12 protein-coding genes and 1 tRNA gene are annotated in these 14,821 nt (G+C 55.5%); 6 read left to right on the top strand and 7 right to left on the bottom strand.

The window, feature by feature from the left end:
• Positions 1-9 precede the first annotated feature (9 nt).
• Positions 10-1,290 carry a serine--tRNA ligase gene (gene serS / locus BWR59_RS19960; RefSeq protein WP_081567370.1) on the top strand — a complete coding sequence of 427 codons (1,281 nt, stop codon included), beginning with the start codon at positions 10-12 and terminating at the stop codon, positions 1,288-1,290.
• On the top strand, positions 1,291-2,685 hold the full coding sequence (gene cysG, locus BWR59_RS19955) for a siroheme synthase CysG (protein WP_081567369.1): 1,395 nt from the start codon (positions 1,291-1,293) through the stop codon (positions 2,683-2,685).
• A 103-nt stretch (positions 2,686-2,788) separates the two neighbouring features.
• On the opposite strand, the gene BWR59_RS19950 is transcribed toward cysG, so the two are convergent.
• The 7 genes from BWR59_RS19950 to BWR59_RS19920 all read right to left on the bottom strand — a co-directional run bounded on the left by BWR59_RS19950 (position 2,789) and on the right by BWR59_RS19920 (position 7,060).
• A complete protein-coding gene (locus BWR59_RS19950; protein ID WP_081567368.1) occupies positions 2,789-3,790 on the bottom strand; it encodes a glutathione S-transferase family protein in 1,002 nt (333 codons plus the stop codon).
• Between the two features lie 96 nt (positions 3,791-3,886).
• On the bottom strand, positions 3,887-4,888 hold the full coding sequence (locus tag BWR59_RS19945; RefSeq protein WP_081567367.1) for a glycosyl transferase family protein: 1,002 nt from the start codon (positions 4,886-4,888) through the stop codon (positions 3,887-3,889).
• Entirely contained in the window at positions 4,885-5,220 is a 336-nt protein-coding gene (locus tag BWR59_RS19940) for a TusE/DsrC/DsvC family sulfur relay protein (protein ID WP_081567366.1), read from the bottom strand. Before BWR59_RS19940 ends, BWR59_RS19945 begins: the two co-directional genes overlap by 4 nt.
• Positions 5,217-5,516, bottom strand: coding sequence for a sulfurtransferase complex subunit TusB (gene tusB / locus BWR59_RS19935; RefSeq protein ID WP_081567365.1), 300 nt, complete (start codon positions 5,514-5,516; stop codon positions 5,217-5,219). Before tusB ends, BWR59_RS19940 begins: the two co-directional genes overlap by 4 nt.
• Entirely contained in the window at positions 5,516-5,878 is a 363-nt protein-coding gene (gene tusC / locus BWR59_RS19930; RefSeq protein WP_081567364.1) for a sulfurtransferase complex subunit TusC, read from the bottom strand. The genes tusB and tusC overlap by 1 nt, the downstream gene beginning before the upstream one ends.
• Before the next feature lies 1 nt (position 5,879).
• Positions 5,880-6,272, bottom strand: a complete 393-nt coding sequence (gene tusD, locus BWR59_RS19925) for a sulfurtransferase complex subunit TusD (protein ID WP_081567363.1) — start codon at positions 6,270-6,272, stop codon at positions 5,880-5,882.
• Positions 6,273-6,385: 113 nt separating this feature from the next.
• Complete coding sequence (locus tag BWR59_RS19920) at positions 6,386-7,060, bottom strand: Bax inhibitor-1/YccA family protein (RefSeq protein ID WP_081567362.1); 675 nt, start codon at positions 7,058-7,060, stop codon at positions 6,386-6,388.
• A 262-nt stretch (positions 7,061-7,322) separates the two neighbouring features.
• Between BWR59_RS19920 and BWR59_RS19915 the strand changes: the two genes are divergently transcribed.
• From BWR59_RS19915 to BWR59_RS19900, 4 genes are all read left to right on the top strand, one after another.
• Positions 7,323-7,412 (top strand) — tRNA-Ser (locus BWR59_RS19915).
• 912 nt (positions 7,413-8,324) lie between these two features.
• On the top strand, positions 8,325-10,757 hold the full coding sequence (locus BWR59_RS19910; protein ID WP_081567361.1) for an AAA family ATPase: 2,433 nt from the start codon (positions 8,325-8,327) through the stop codon (positions 10,755-10,757).
• Between the two features lie 238 nt (positions 10,758-10,995).
• Positions 10,996-12,624 carry a dsDNA nuclease domain-containing protein gene (locus BWR59_RS19905; RefSeq protein ID WP_275532561.1) on the top strand — a complete coding sequence of 543 codons (1,629 nt, stop codon included), beginning with the start codon at positions 10,996-10,998 and terminating at the stop codon, positions 12,622-12,624.
• On the top strand, positions 12,621-14,819 hold the full coding sequence (locus BWR59_RS19900; protein ID WP_081567360.1) for a DEAD/DEAH box helicase: 2,199 nt from the start codon (positions 12,621-12,623) through the stop codon (positions 14,817-14,819). Before BWR59_RS19905 ends, BWR59_RS19900 begins: the two co-directional genes overlap by 4 nt.
• Positions 14,820-14,821 lie beyond the last annotated feature (2 nt).

Below are 14,821 nucleotides of genomic sequence, written 5' to 3'. Positions count from 1 at the left end.
GAGAACGATATGCTCGATTCCAAACTGTTACGTACCCAGCTTCAGGACGTAGCGGATCGCCTGGCTTCCCGTGGTTTCACACTGGACGTGACCCGCCTCGAAGCGCTGGAAAACCAGCGCAAGACTGTGCAGACCCGCACTGAGCAGCTTCAGGCCGAGCGTAACGCCCGTTCCAAATCCATTGGCCAGGCCAAACAGCGTGGCGAAGACATCGCGCCGTTGATGGCGGACATCGACCGCATGGCCGAAGAGCTGAGCACCGGCAAGAAAGAGCTGGACGGCATTCAGTCCGAACTCGACGCCATGCTGCTGAGCATGCCGAACCTGCCGCACGAGTCGGTGCCGGTCGGTGCCGACGAAGAAGAGAACGTCGAAGTGCGCAAATGGGGCACGCCAGCCTCGTTCGACTTCGAGGTCAAGGATCACGTCGCGTTGGGCGAGAAGTTTGGCTGGCTGGACTTCGAAACCGCCGCCAAGCTGTCCGGCGCGCGTTTCGCTCTTTTGCGCGGCCCGATTGCCCGTCTGCACCGTGCACTGGCGCAGTTCATGATCACCTTGCACATCAATGAGCACGGCTACGAAGAGGCCTACACGCCTTATCTGGTTCAGGCGCCTGCCCTGCAGGGCACGGGTCAGTTGCCGAAGTTCGAGGAAGACCTGTTCAAGATCGCTCGCGAAGGCGAAGCCGATCTGTACCTGATCCCGACGGCCGAAGTGTCGCTGACCAACATCGTCTCCGGCGAGATCCTCGACGCCAAACAGCTGCCATTGAAGTTCGTCGCTCACACCCCGTGCTTCCGCAGTGAAGCGGGCGCGTCGGGCCGTGACACGCGCGGCATGATCCGTCAGCACCAGTTCGACAAGGTCGAGATGGTGCAGATCGTCGAGCCGGAGAAATCCATGGAAGCCCTTGAAGGCCTAACCGGCAACGCCGAGCGCGTTCTGCAATTGCTGGAACTGCCGTATCGCGTGCTGGCCCTGTGCACCGGCGACATGGGCTTCAGCGCCGTGAAGACCTACGACCTGGAAGTGTGGATCCCGAGCCAGGACAAATACCGTGAAATCTCGTCGTGCTCCAACTGCGGCGATTTCCAGGCGCGCCGCATGCAGGCCCGCTGGCGCAACCCGGAAACCGGCAAGCCTGAATTGGTTCATACCTTGAACGGTTCGGGACTGGCGGTCGGTCGTACCCTGGTGGCTGTGCTGGAAAACTACCAACAGGCCGACGGCTCGATCCGGGTTCCGGAAGTGCTCAAGCCGTGGATGGGCGGCATCGAGGTCATCGGCTAAATGGAATTCCTGCCACTGTTCCACAACCTTCGGGGCGCCCGAGTCTTGGTGGTGGGCGGCGGCGAGATTGCCTTGCGCAAGTCTCGTCTGCTGGCCGACGCCGGTGCTGTTCTGCGGGTGGTTGCACCCGAGATCGGAACAGAACTGCGCGAGCTGATCGGCAGCAGCGGTGGCGAACAGATTCTGCGCGGCTACAGCGAGGCGGATCTGAACGGTTGTGTGCTGATCATTGCCGCCACCGATGACGAACCGCTCAATGCTCAGGTCTCGGCCGATGCTCGCCAGCGTTGCGTGCCGGTCAACGTGGTGGATGCGCCTGCGCTGTGCAGCGTGATATTCCCGGCCATTGTTGATCGTTCGCCATTGGTGATTGCGGTGTCCAGTGGCGGCGATGCGCCGGTGTTGGCACGTCTGATCCGGGCGAAAATGGAAAGCTGGATTCCACCGACCTATGGCCATCTGGCCGGGCTGGCGGCGCGCTTTCGTCATCAGGTCAAGAAGCTGCTGCCCAATGTCCAGCAACGCCGGGCGTTCTGGGAAGAGGTGTTTCAAGGTCCTATTGCCGATCGACAACTGGCCGGGCAGGGGGCGGAAGCCGAGCGTCTGCTGCAGGCGAAGATCGACGGCGAAGCGCCTCCCGCCACCGGCGAGGTGTATCTGGTGGGCGCAGGTCCCGGCGACCCGGATTTGCTGACGTTCAAGGCATTGCGACTGATGCAGCAAGCGGACGTCGTGTTGTACGACCGACTGGTTGCACCAGCGATTCTTGAGTTGTGCCGTCGCGATGCTGACCGGATCTACGTCGGCAAGCAGCGCGCCGATCATGCCGTGCCGCAGGATCAGATCAACCAGCAACTGGTTGTTTTGGCCAAGCAGGGCAAGCGCGTGGTGCGGCTCAAGGGCGGCGATCCGTTCATCTTCGGTCGCGGTGGCGAAGAGATCGAAGAGCTGGCTGCTCACGGGATTCCGTTTCAAGTGGTGCCCGGCATTACCGCTGCCAGCGGTTGCGCGGCTTACGCCGGGATTCCGCTGACGCATCGCGACTACGCGCAGTCTGTGCGTTTTGTGACGGGGCACCTGAAAGACGGCACCAGTGATCTGCCTTGGAAAGATCTGGTTTCACCTGCCCAGACCCTGGTGTTTTACATGGGGCTGATTGGCTTGCCGATCATCTGCAGCGAACTGATCAAGCACGGTCGTTCTGCCGATACCCCGGCGGCTCTGATCCAGCAGGGCACTACCTCCAATCAGCGCGTCTTCACCGGCACGCTGGCCAACCTGCCGCAGCTGGTTGCCGAGCATGAAGTGCATGCGCCGACGCTGGTGATCGTGGGGGAAGTGGTGACGTTGCGGGACAAGCTGAAGTGGTTCGAAGGGGCCCAGGCTGGGGTTTGATCGCCTTTATAAGCCGTTGATCTTCCCGTAGCAGTCCGGTTTGCCGGCGGTGGCGATTTGAATGTCGTCACTGCCGGCAAGCCGGACTGCTACGGGGGGGCGATCAAGCGTTGTTCAAAATACCTTTCCCGCTCAGGCGCGCGCGATCATGCGCCCCACTGAAATCCTGCTCCGGCCCTTTCGGCACGACACCGGTCGGGTTAATGGTCGCGTGGCTGGCGTAGTAGTGGTGCTTGATGTGCACGAAGTCCACAGTGCTGGCGACACCCGGTAGTTGGTACATCTCGCGTAGCCAGTTGCTCAGGCTCGGATAGTCAGCGATGCGGCGCAGGTTGCACTTGAAGTGCCCGTGGTACACCGCGTCGAAACGGATCAGCGTGGTGAACAGGCGCACGTCTGCTTCGGTCAGGTATTCGCCTGACAGATAGCGCTTCTCGCCCAACAGTTTTTCCAGCGCGTCGAGTTCGGCAAACACTTCATCGAATGCTTCCTCATACGCGCCTTGCGAGGTGGCGAAACCGGCGCGATACACGCCATTGTTCACAGCAGGATAAATCCTGTCATTCAACCGATTGATCTCAGGGCGCCACGCCTCGGGGTACAGGTCCAGGCGATTCCCGGTCAGATCGTCAAACGCCGAGTTGAACATGCGGATAATCTCCGACGACTCGTTGCTGACGATGCGCTTAAGCTTTTTGTCCCACAGCACCGGCACCGTCACGCGACCGGTGTAGTCCGGGGTATCGGCCAGATACCGTTGATACATGAAGGTGTGGCCGTCGAGGGCGTCGCCGGTAGAGCCGGTCTGCTTGTCGAAGGTCCAGCCGTTTTCACGCATCAACCAACTGACCACGGACACATCGATCAGGCTTTCCAGCCCTTTGAGCTTGCGCACGATCAGCGTGCGATGCGCCCATGGACAGGCCAGCGATACATACAGGTGATAGCGACCGGCCTCGGCTTTGAAGCCGCCTTCGCCCGATGGGCCAGGGCGGCCATCGGCGGTGACCCAGTTGCGGCGTTTGGCTTGTTCGCGCTGAAACGCCCCGTCTTTGCTGCTTTCGTACCACTGGTCTTGCCAGCGTCCTTCAACGAGAAGGCCCATGTCTGACTCCAAAATGTGTGTACTGATGTACGTTGGAGATCAGTCTAAAGACAATCGTTCGAACGAATAGCGCAAAGAGTCGGGGAGAATGATCGGTTAAATCGATGGGTCTCGGTTTGCCCAGTACTCTTCAGCCCGTGCGAAGGCTTCAGCGCGCGGCATGCCGAGCCCTCTGAGTGCCAGTGCCATGGTCGAAATCAGGGCCAGTTGCGGGTAGCTGTCTTCGACTTCGCCTTTCCAGATGCTGACGAGCTGTTGTGGGTCGAGGGTGGCAGGTTTGACGTGACGTCGATCCGACAGCGCCGGCCATTCTTCATCCCACGGCTGACCGTCGGTGGTGCCGTAAAGATGGCTGATGGTGTCCGGATTGATTTCGACTTCGCCGCCGTCGCCCTTGATGACGATCGCGTGATCGCCCAGCAGGCTGCTGGCGTCGCGATGCACGGCCTGGTAGCCGGGATGAAAGATGCTCTGCAAGCCGCAACGCGCATTCAGCGGGTTGAGAATGCGCGCCAGGGAGTGAATCGGCGAGCGCAGGCCCAGCGTGTTGCGCAGGTCGATCATGCGTTGCAACTGTGGGGCCCAGTCGCCCAGCGGGATAAAAGCGATGTTGTTTCGTTCCAGCGCATCGTCCACCGCCTGCCAGTTGCGGCAGAGCGGAATACCCAGCAAGTTCAGTAGTTGTTCGCTGTAAAGACGGCCCGCTGTGTGTGCGCCGCCGCCGTGCATCAATACCTTCACGCCGTTCTGCGCCAGGCATTTAGCGGCCAGCAAGTACCACGGGAGATGGCGCTTTTTCCCGGCGTAGGTCGGCCAGTCGATGTCGACGGCCAGTGGCGGGGCGTTAAGACGTTCGCGCACGGCCTCGGTGAAACCCGCCAACTCCTCCGGGCTTTCCTCCTTGTGCCGCAGCAGCATCAGGAAAGCACCAAGCTGGGTGTCTTCGACTTTTTCGTCGAGCACCATGCCCATGGCTTCGCGGGCTTCTTCGCGGGTCATGTTGCGCGCGCCACGCTTGCCCTTGCCAAGAATGCGCACGAATGGGGCGAACGGATGCTCGGCAGGCGTTTCGGTGACGAGGGGGGCGAATTCGGTCATAAGCAATTGGTCGGCTTTGGCAGGCCCGCCAGCTTGGCGGCAAGTTTGGCGGGAGTGCCGTTGAACAGACGATTCAGGTGCAGGCTGTTGCCTTTGTCCACACCCAGTTTCAAGGCGGTGTACTTCACCAGCGGGCGGGTGGCCGGAGACAGCTGAAATTCTGCGTAGAAGGCGCGCAGCAGCTCGAGAATTTCCCAGTGCTCGGGCGTCAGGGCGATATCTTCTTCCAGGGCCAGGGCTTCAGCCACTTCGTTTGACCAGTCGTGCAGGTCTTCAAGGTAGCCGTCCTTGTCCAGCGCGATGGTGCGCCCGTCGACGATGAGTTGTTTCATAACCAGGTATTGACCTTGTCGTACTGCACAGACAGGGCGACGAACTCAGGGTAGTCGACGCGTTTTACCCAGTCGGGCAAGGTCAGGTTGCGAGCCTTGGCGTCTTCATCGAGCACGAATAGCGCAAGGCTTGCGACTTTCGCATCCAGAATCTGTCGAGCCGCCGTGGACGGGGTCAGCGCGTATGTGGCGTCGCCGCACAGCAGAATGGCATCGTTGCCGCCCAGCAGGCGCAGGCAACTGCTCAAGCGTGAGTCGGCGAAAGGAGAGTGAGATAACACATGCAAGGTCGACATCAGATCGTGATCACTTGGTCGTAACGGTCAATGAGCGCGGCGATGTCCTGATCGCGCAGGACCTGCAGAGGCTCCGCGCTCAGTTCGGTCGATAGCATGCCGCGCTCGGCCAGGCTGGTAGCGCAGGCGAAAAGATCTTCCACGCCAAACATCGACAGCGCCTTGAGGTTGGCGGTGAGGTCTTTCTGCTGCAGCTGACTGGCGCTCTGGGCTGGTATCAACTGCAAAACGCCGTCGTCCAGAAACAGCATGCCCAATGGCAGGTCGAACGCGCCGCCCGCCAGCGCGATGTCCAGCGCTTCGCGGGCGCTGGGGCCGGACCAGGGCGACTGGCGGCTGATGATCAGCAGAGATTTCGGCATCTCAAGGCCCTCCGAAGCAGATCAAGCGATCGGCGGCTTGCACCGCGTCGTGCAGTTGCCCAAGGCCGGACAAATCCCACGGCGCCGCGAGGTTGGCGGCGGGGCGTGAATAGCGTTCGGCTTCCTCTTTATTCAGCACGCCGCGGCGCAGGGCCGCTGCGATGCACACCACCCCGTCGAGCTGATTGCTGGTCACGAAGTCACGCCACTGCGCAGGGATATCCAGTTCGTCCTGAGGCGTCACCACGTTCGATGACGCGCTGTGCACGCCATCCTGATAAAAGAACAGCCGCACGATTTCATGCCCACCCGCCAGCGCAGCCTGGGCGAACAGCAGCGCTCGGCGCGAGGAAGGCGCGTGGGCAGGAGAGTAAAGGGCGATGGCGAACTTCATGGGCAACTCGGTGAGCGGGCTACAAGAGGTAATGGTGCAATGATAAAGAATTCACGAACGCGAGACAGCAAAAAGCCCGCCGAAGCGGGCTTTTTGTTGAGGCTGGCTGTGAATCAGTCTTTGCTGCTGCCCATGATGCCGAAGATCTGCAACAGGCTGATGAACAGGTTGTAGATCGATACATACAGGCTGATGGTGGCCATGATGTAGTTGCGCTCGCCGCCGTGGATGATGGCGCTGGTCTGGAACAGGATGCACACCGAGGAGAACAGCACGAAGCCCGCGCTGATCGCCAGTTGCAGGCCGCTGATCTGGAAGAACATGCTCGCCAGCACCGCCGCCAGCAGCACGAAGAAACCTGCGGTGATGAAGCCGCCCAGGAAGCTCATGTCCTTGCGGGTGATCAGCACGTAGGCCGACAGACCACCGAACACCAGTGCGGTCATCGCGAACGCCGAGGAAACGATCTCAGCGCCGCCCTGCATCCCCAGGTAGCGGTTGAGGATCGGGCCGAGGATGAAGCCCATGAAGCCGGTCAGTGCGAACGCCGACACCAGGCCCCACGCGGAATCGCGCAGCTTGTTGGTGAGGAAGAACAGACCGTAAAAACCGATCAGCACCACGAAGACGTTCGGGTAACGCACATGCATCTGCTGTGCGACGAATGCCATGAGGCCGCTGAAAGCGAGGGTGAGGGCCAAAAGGCCGTATGTGTTGCGCAGGACGCGGCTAACCTCTAGCTGCTCGACCTGCACGCGGTTGTTGACTGCGTAATCCTGTTCGCGCATGGCGCTACTCCTGATGTGAAATGAGCGGTTTGAAATCTCAAGTTGCAAAGATCATAACAGAGCGGCGAGGGCGCGCGAGTCACAGAGTTTGACAGCTTGTTTCATTACGGTATTATGGCGCCCGCAACGCAATGGAGGTGTGGCCGAGTGGTTTAAGGCAGCAGTCTTGAAAACTGCCGACTGTAACAGGTCCCTGAGTTCTTATCTAAGGGCGATCCTGGTTGCATCCTGGCACGCACGTTGTGATTGATCGTAAAAATATGGAAGGTTGGCTGAGTGGTTTAAAGCTCTGGTCTTGAAAACCAGCGTGTGAGAGATTGCACCCGGGGTTCGAATCCCCGGCCTTCCACCACGAATTCCAAGATTAACGTCTTGCAAATCAAGGGCTTAGAGAGATCTAAGCCCTTTTTTTATGCCTGCTGACCTTGGGTCGCTAAGCTCCAAGACCCAGTCTGCAGCACCAGCCACATGCATTTTGCGAGCGTGCAATCCAGCCTGTTGCTCACGACTGCATCCTGTTGCACTCTTCTAGCGCGAAATGAGCATGCCTCAGCCAGTTGCATCCTTAGCGGCATTACGTTGAACGAAATCAGCTGCTATCGCTTCTGCCCGGTTGTCAGTTTCTCACGCGCTCTGCTTGCCTTGAGACCGTCCCGAAGTGCTATCAGTGCCGAGCTTGACTTGGCGATTCCGCCTGCAACACCCCATACGTCTTCTCAGAAGCTCTCCGCTGCGCATCTTTCCGAAAGTCCAGCGCTCTGGATGAATGAGTTCGGAGAAACAGAAGATTCCCTATCGCCGGTGCCAAGGCTCTCATTGCCCCCCGCGCGGGATGAGATTGAGGCCTGCAAATCGGATGTGAGTGCTGCCGCAGCGGCTATTGCGGTTGTTGATCAATGACCTCGAAAATCGAATGGCCTGACCGTGTCAGGTTCTTTAGGGATTTGTAATTGAATCGATCCGGCAACAGTGCAATGGGCTTGGTGAGTTTGCCCCTCCTGGTTCTCACATCTTCTCCCACTAGGTTTCCTCTCTCCAAAGCCGTCAATGTTCACCGAAGCTCAAGTGCGCGGCCCCTAGCCAATGACGCTCTCCCTGCCATCAGAATTCTAATTGGAGCAAATCTCCAAACCGTCTACGCTTGAAAGAGCAAGCGCTATCACTGGATTGGTTTTGGCCAAGCCAAAATCACCATCGCCTTGAACTCCTAAATCTCATTAAGCAGAGGCCAGCCAGGCGCCCCTGCTTGCACGGACGCCCCGACATGATCGAGTCGATTAGCCTTTCCAGCATCGCCACATACAGCCCCACCCAGCCCGAAAAAATCGCCAATCTCAAGGCTATAAATTTTTTCTACGGCGCCAATGGTGCGGGCAAAACCACGATCAGTCGCCTCATCGAAAAGCCCAGTATTTCTGCAAATTCCAGCATCACTTGGCTTAGAAATAACGCTATACCTGCGATGGTATACAACAACGATTTCATTACCTCTAATTTTATGGATTCCAAAGAACTTCAGGGCGTGTTCACGCTGGGTAAAGCCGAGCAAGCCCAGCTCGATCGGCTCAAAGATCTCAAGGACAAAAGAAAACTCCACGAACAAAGTAAAACCAAGTCAACTATCATCCTTGACGGCGAAGATGGTAAGTCCGGGAAAAATTCTGAACTTAACTCTTTGGAAGCAAAACTGGTCGCTCGGTGCTGGGAACAAAAGACGAAGCATGATGAACATTTCAAAGGTGCTTTCACTGGCTTGAGGAATAATAGGGAGGCGTTCAAGGCTAGAATGTTACAGGAACATGCTAGCAACTCTTCATCCTTGGTCGATCTAGCTAATCTTCAGGAGCGGGCTCAAGTATTGTATGGTGATCAACCTACTAAAATGCCATCTGTTCCGAATCTGGATTTGTCGCGTTTAATTGCTTTCGAAACGAGCCCGGTCTTAGCCAAGAAAGTGATTGGGAAGGAGGATGTCAGTATCTCCGCGATTATCCAACGGCTGGGTAATAGCGACTGGGTTCGACAAGGTATGAAGTTTCTTGAACATACAGACGATAAGTGCCCCTTTTGCCAGCAAAACATTTCTCACGATTTCGAACAAGATCTAGCAGACTACTTTGATGAAACTTTTGAGGCTGATTCAAGAGCCGTTTCTAATCTGCGCGCAAACTATTTTCAAGCCGCAGATGAAATTTTGAATGGCGCACGAAACCTACTGGCCACAGAGTTTGCTCATTTGGATAAAGACAAAATCAGTCTAGAAATCCAGACTCTTGAAGCAATCGTTTTAGTAAACAAAGATCGCGTAGACAAAAAGGTCTCAAGTCCTAGCACTGAGATTGACCTTCAAGGCCTTGGGGATGTTCAGCTAGGTATCGCGGGGATCATTGACGCTGCTAATATAAAAGTGACCGAGCACAATCGTCTTGTCTCTAGTTTCACTGCTGAACAGAGCAAACTCACAGGAGATGTTTGGAGATACCTGATTGATGTCGAGTTGAAATCCACGCTGACCGACTACGCTACTGATAAGTCCAGGTTAGTGAAGGGTATCGAGGGTATCGCAGCGAGTCGAACCAAAGCAGATGAAAGTATTACAGCAGTACAGGTAGAGATCGACCAGATTGAAACTGAATTGACAAGCGTCAAGCCGACGGTCATTGCTATCAACAAGATACTCAAAAATTTTGGATTTCGGAGCTTTTCACTTGATCCAGCCTGTGTCGGCAATTCTTACCGGCTTATCCGCAGCGATGGCAAAGATGCCAAGCAAACTCTCAGCGAGGGTGAGAAAACGTTTGTCACCTTCTTGTACTTCTATCACCTGCTGAGGGGGAGTGTCACGACCTCAGGCATAACCAGCGACCGCATCGTTGTTATCGATGATCCTGTGTCTAGTCTCGATAGCGATGTGCTGTTTATCGTGAGTAGCTTGATCAAAGAGCTATTTGCGGAGGTCAGGAAAAAGGATAGCCACCTCAAGCAGATTTTTGTACTGACCCACAACGTCCATTTCCATAAAGAAATCACCTATGACCAGCGGCGCAAGGCCGACGCGTCCCTCGGAGATGAGACTTTCTGGATCGTCCGCAAGCCAGGCGATTACTCCTCCGTCGAGTTTCATGCCAGCAATCCAATCAGAACGTCGTATCAGTTGTTATGGGCTGAATTGAAGAAAAAACCGATGCCTGCGCTAACGCTGCAAAACACGATGCGCAGGATTCTGGAGAATTACTTCAAAATCCTTGGTGGGGTAGACACGTACCATTTGGTTGGGAAATTTGAGGGGCTGGAAAAGGTGCAATGTCAGTCGCTGATCAGTTGGGTCAATGATGGCTCGCACTACTCCCCAGACGAGCTGTTTGTGGCTATTGGTGACGGAATGGCGGCAAGCTACATGCGAATCTTCTTCAAGATCTTCAAAGCCGCTAATCACGATGCTCACTACCGGATGATGATGGGCGAAGATTATGTTGATCTCGATCCGGACGAGCCTGCAGATGAGTTGTCAGCCAGTTATGAGGAAGACAACGAAGACCTGATAGGTAACGTCGGTGCAGTTAAGGCAAAGCCAATCCTGGTTCCCGTTCTAGCTACCATCCAAGCTGGGGGGCTGGCTCAGTTAGAAGCAACGGCTCCTTCAGTTGCCCCGGCAGGTGTTAGCCACCCGGAGGCTGACCCCGATATCCCGTTTTGAGGCCGCTATGCCCGCTAGTTGATCGCTACCTGCCGATGCGCGGACGCGGCCATGCTCCCATCCGCACGTCACGGCAACTGTTCCTGGATTGGAAGTCTAGGAGCGGGTTCGTCGGGTATGCGATCAAGGGGCTGGCTTGTTAACGGCAAGACGGCTCTATCACTCCGTAATGGGCAAATCGCCACCAATGCTATAGACGGGTTTGAGTTATTCCCCTAGATTCCATGCTCAAAATGTCATGGACGTCGATGTGGAACCTAACGACTCTGGCGGTGTTGCCGCCAAGCACGGCTTCATCTTTCAAGATTGTGTTGCGGCTTATCATGTCACCAGAATGCTGCGTGACAAGACCATGCGCAGTGTCCGCTGCGAGGTTACCGATGACATTGATATCGTCTCGGACGATGCCATTGAGTTCATCCAGGTCAAAAGTACCGCGAAGACACGATGGGATAGATCGCATATCGTCGTGAACTCGAAGGGAGAGGGAAAGAAGGCGATCCCTGAAAGCTCGATTCTGCACAAATCCATGCAATGTAAGCCCGAGCCTGGATTTCTCCAGAAATTCCAGATCGTAACGGAAGAGAAGGTCAACAAGACCTTGGAGTACCTAACGATCCGTAGGGAGGATCGTGCAGGTAAGCCAGGTCGGGACGTCCTGATCACATACCTCGTCTCAAAAATTGGTACCTACGAAGCCCCAAGCGGTCTGGATTTAGGCGGCTGGATCGACGCCGCCCAATGGAAGGTATTCCACAGCTTGAGGGAAATCGAGCTGATGGGAATCAAAAACATTCGTCAAGCATCTCTGGAGCTCCGTGGGCAAGTTCTGAGCTCAGAGGCTGAGGCCGAGGATATCTGGTGTCGTATCCTTGATACCGTTACCCGGAAAGGCGCTCAGTCGCGTCGAATCCATACTGCTGACAATAAGTCTTACCTGCGTGCTGATCTGATTTCCTGGTTCAACGCCCGCGTAGACGAAGATCAAAAGCGGTTAGGCCGAAAAGTCTACGTCAAGCGTGCGCTCCCGCACATCTTGGTGCCGTTCCGCACGCCCCTAGCGTCCTCATGCCAAAAGCGCCATTGGCGAGTTTTGCATCAGCAATACACCTTGAAGAGGTACCGTTACCGGCACATCGTTGAAAATGTCTGCAATTGGTTGGATGAGGTATTTTTGCGACCTAAGGAGCTGGCGGACATCGATAAACTGGGCCATGTGGAGATGCAACAAAGGCTCAGGGCTGCGGTGTCCAAGTCATTGGAAGACGTCAATGCATTCCTGGGCCGTGTTCTGCTCCACGCCACCGTCCGAAAGATGCATGACAGCCAGCCGATTCCATGCGCGCTCTACATCGACGGGCTCAACGTCGTCAAAATTCTAGAGAATGTTCATATTGTTCGCCGCGAAACTGACGGTGATGAGTTATGGGTTGGATTCAGCGAGCTCGTGACGGCCAGCGACATAGCACTCAGGTTGCCGGAGATACGTGACAGGCTTTACCAAGAAATTGAAGACTGCTTTGACTCTGCCCGAGGAAAGATCCTTGACATCAAGGACGATGACTATCTGCTACGGCATGACATCAACGACATTCTGGACGGAAGCCGGTCGTTCGATGCGCACCTGCAGCGCTTCAGGTTCATGCTGTTCATCGGATACGACTCGTCTCTGCTGACCGATCCGGAAACGCCAGGGCATGAAGACGATTTGCATCAGGAAACCACTCGACTGTTTGAGCAGTTCATAGCCGACCTACAAGATGAGTCGCCCTTCGCTGAACTGCAAATCGACGTATTTGTTTTTCCTGCACCTAGTCTCGATAGGTTGACCAGAATGGTTGAGGAAAAAGTCAGGGAGGCTGTATGACCGTCGATTACGAGATGGCAAAAAGCAGTTTGGGTCACGACGGCTTTTCAGCGTTCCAGTACCTGACAGCGATCAACAAATTACTCTCGAACCCGGTCTCCATGGATCTAGGTAGGGAGTTGATAGTCCGAGCCCTAGACGCTCGGGAAAAATTCGCCGATCACTCCGCTATCCTGAAGGGCATGGTGAGAAAGTCCGGTCTGTATCCGTATTTGAAGTCTGGCTTTTCGGATCTGACCCCCGGCGATCTTGTAGCGCTCAGCCTTTACAGGACACCGTTCTCTGACGATTTTGTATTCCATTCGATGCAGTTTCAGATATTTGATCTTCTCAAGGCTGGCCGCAGTGTGGTGCTCAGCGCTCCCACCAGCATGGGTAAGAGCGCGCTTGTTGACTCCCTACTGGGCCTTGGCGAGGTGAAAAGAGTTGTTCTAGTTGTACCCACGGTCGCGTTGGCTGACGAGACCCGAAGAAGACTCCAGCGCCGATTCGGGGACTCGTATCAGATCATCCATCACAGCTCCCAAGAGTGTCGATCGGAACGCGCCGTTTACGTCCTTACTCAGGAGAGGGTCAACGAGCGCCAAGACATTGAGGCGATCGATTTTTTTGTCATTGATGAGTTCTACAAACTTGCGTTCCGAGAACTGAAGAGCGGCGGGATCGACTTCACGGATGAGCGTGTTGTTGAGCTCAATATCGCCTTGAGCAAGCTCCTCAAGGTGTCCAAACAGTTCTATCTGAGCGGCCCGTTCGTTAATAGCGTGAGAGGGCTCACCGAACTCGGTTATCCACACACCTTCATCTCGACTGACTTCAATACAGTGGCACTTGACGTGCAGACACTGGGGGTAGCCGCTGATGACAAAAAGGGCAAGCTCAAGGCTCTCCCCTCCATTCTTGAGCAATGTGAGGGTGCAACCATTATCTACTGCAAGTCGTCTGCAGTTGCAGGGGTTGTCGCACGAGAACTGATACGCCTAGGCTATGGGCAGGTTGCTCAAAGCCCTCACCTCGAATGGGTCGCGCGCGAATTCGATTCGGAATGGGATTACACCGTCGCTCTGAGAAATGGGATAGGGCTCCACTTCGGTGGATTGCCCAGGGCACTACAGCAGTACACAGCCGACCTGTTCAACGCCAGGAAAATCAGATTCCTGATTTGTACCTCAACCATCATTGAGGGCGTCAACACGGTTGCGAAGAATGTGGTGATTTATGACAACCGTGATGGGACTCGCGGGATTGATAAGTTTACCCACGGCAACATCAAGGGGCGAGCTGGCCGTATGGGGGTTCACTTTGTAGGAAAGGTGTTCTGCCTAGAGGCTATTCCGGAAGACAACCTCAATCTTGAGGTGGACATCCCGTTGGGTGTTCAGGGCGATGACACCCCGATCAATTTGCTAGCCAGTGCTCAGCCAGACCATCTGTCTGAGCATTCTCAAGACCGGTTTGACGAAGCGTTCAAGCAAGACCGCGTATCAATTGATCTTGTGAAAAAACACTCCTACTTCCGGATGGAGCAGTTTGAAACGCTGTACAGCTTTGTTGAGATGCTCACGCCCGAAGATTTTGCCACGTTGACCTTCCACTGGACGCCTGCGCCGGATTTTTTGAAGACGTTTGCTCAGGTGATTGTGAGGTTGGTTCCTCAAACGTTTTCTCGCAATGGCGTGCCCACCAAGCCAACGGATGTGATGATCGCGAAGCTGGTTTCTTATTTCAATGCTCAGAGTTACTCAGACTATCTCAAAGGTCAGATCGAGTATTCGAAGCAGAGGATCCGGAACGAGGGCAACAAAAATACCCTTTCATTCATGATCAACAACGACCTTAAGCTGATTACCAACGTGTTCGGTTATACCCTTCCGAAGGTCTTGGGCTTGCTGGAAGATGTGGTACGGATCCATGCCGCCAAGCGCATGGTTCGCGGCAAGATCGACTACAGCCATCTGCGGATGATATTCGAAAACCTGCATTTACCCACTGGGGTGAACGCGCTTGAGGAAATGGGGATTCCCATTCAAACCTTGCACCGAATGGCATTGATTATGGATTTTCCTGAGGAGGCAGATGTCGACGGCCTAGCCGATTATCTGCGATCCAATACCAGTGCCTGGAGTAACTTAGGTGCGGTTGATCGGTCGTTCATTAATCGGGCATTGGGATTGGATAGTGTTAGGCCGATCTAGCC

It is taken from the genome of Pseudomonas sp. Bc-h, from assembly GCF_002080045.1.
Classification (GTDB): Bacteria; Pseudomonadota; Gammaproteobacteria; order Pseudomonadales; family Pseudomonadaceae; genus Aquipseudomonas.
Note: the sequence above shows the minus strand (reverse complement) of the source record. Positions and strands in the feature narration are given on the sequence as shown.

Excerpts from the sequence above, each read along its gene's own strand:
- serS (WP_081567370.1), top strand. The coding sequence starts at position 10 with ATGCTCGATTCCAAACTGTTACGTACCCAGCTTCAGGACGTAGCGGAT.
- cysG (WP_081567369.1), top strand. The coding sequence starts at position 1,291 with ATGGAATTCCTGCCACTGTTCCACAACCTTCGGGGCGCCCGAGTCTTG.
- BWR59_RS19950 (WP_081567368.1), bottom strand. The coding sequence starts at position 3,790 with ATGGGCCTTCTCGTTGAAGGACGCTGGCAAGACCAGTGGTACGAAAGC.
- BWR59_RS19945 (WP_081567367.1), bottom strand. The coding sequence starts at position 4,888 with ATGACCGAATTCGCCCCCCTCGTCACCGAAACGCCTGCCGAGCATCCG.
- BWR59_RS19940 (WP_081567366.1), bottom strand. The coding sequence starts at position 5,220 with ATGAAACAACTCATCGTCGACGGGCGCACCATCGCGCTGGACAAGGAC.
- tusB (WP_081567365.1), bottom strand. The coding sequence starts at position 5,516 with ATGTCGACCTTGCATGTGTTATCTCACTCTCCTTTCGCCGACTCACGC.
- tusC (WP_081567364.1), bottom strand. The coding sequence starts at position 5,878 with ATGCCGAAATCTCTGCTGATCATCAGCCGCCAGTCGCCCTGGTCCGGC.
- tusD (WP_081567363.1), bottom strand. The coding sequence starts at position 6,272 with ATGAAGTTCGCCATCGCCCTTTACTCTCCTGCCCACGCGCCTTCCTCG.
- BWR59_RS19920 (WP_081567362.1), bottom strand. The coding sequence starts at position 7,060 with ATGCGCGAACAGGATTACGCAGTCAACAACCGCGTGCAGGTCGAGCAG.
- BWR59_RS19910 (WP_081567361.1), top strand. The coding sequence starts at position 8,325 with ATGATCGAGTCGATTAGCCTTTCCAGCATCGCCACATACAGCCCCACC.
- BWR59_RS19905 (WP_275532561.1), top strand. The coding sequence starts at position 10,996 with ATGGACGTCGATGTGGAACCTAACGACTCTGGCGGTGTTGCCGCCAAG.
- BWR59_RS19900 (WP_081567360.1), top strand. The coding sequence starts at position 12,621 with ATGACCGTCGATTACGAGATGGCAAAAAGCAGTTTGGGTCACGACGGC.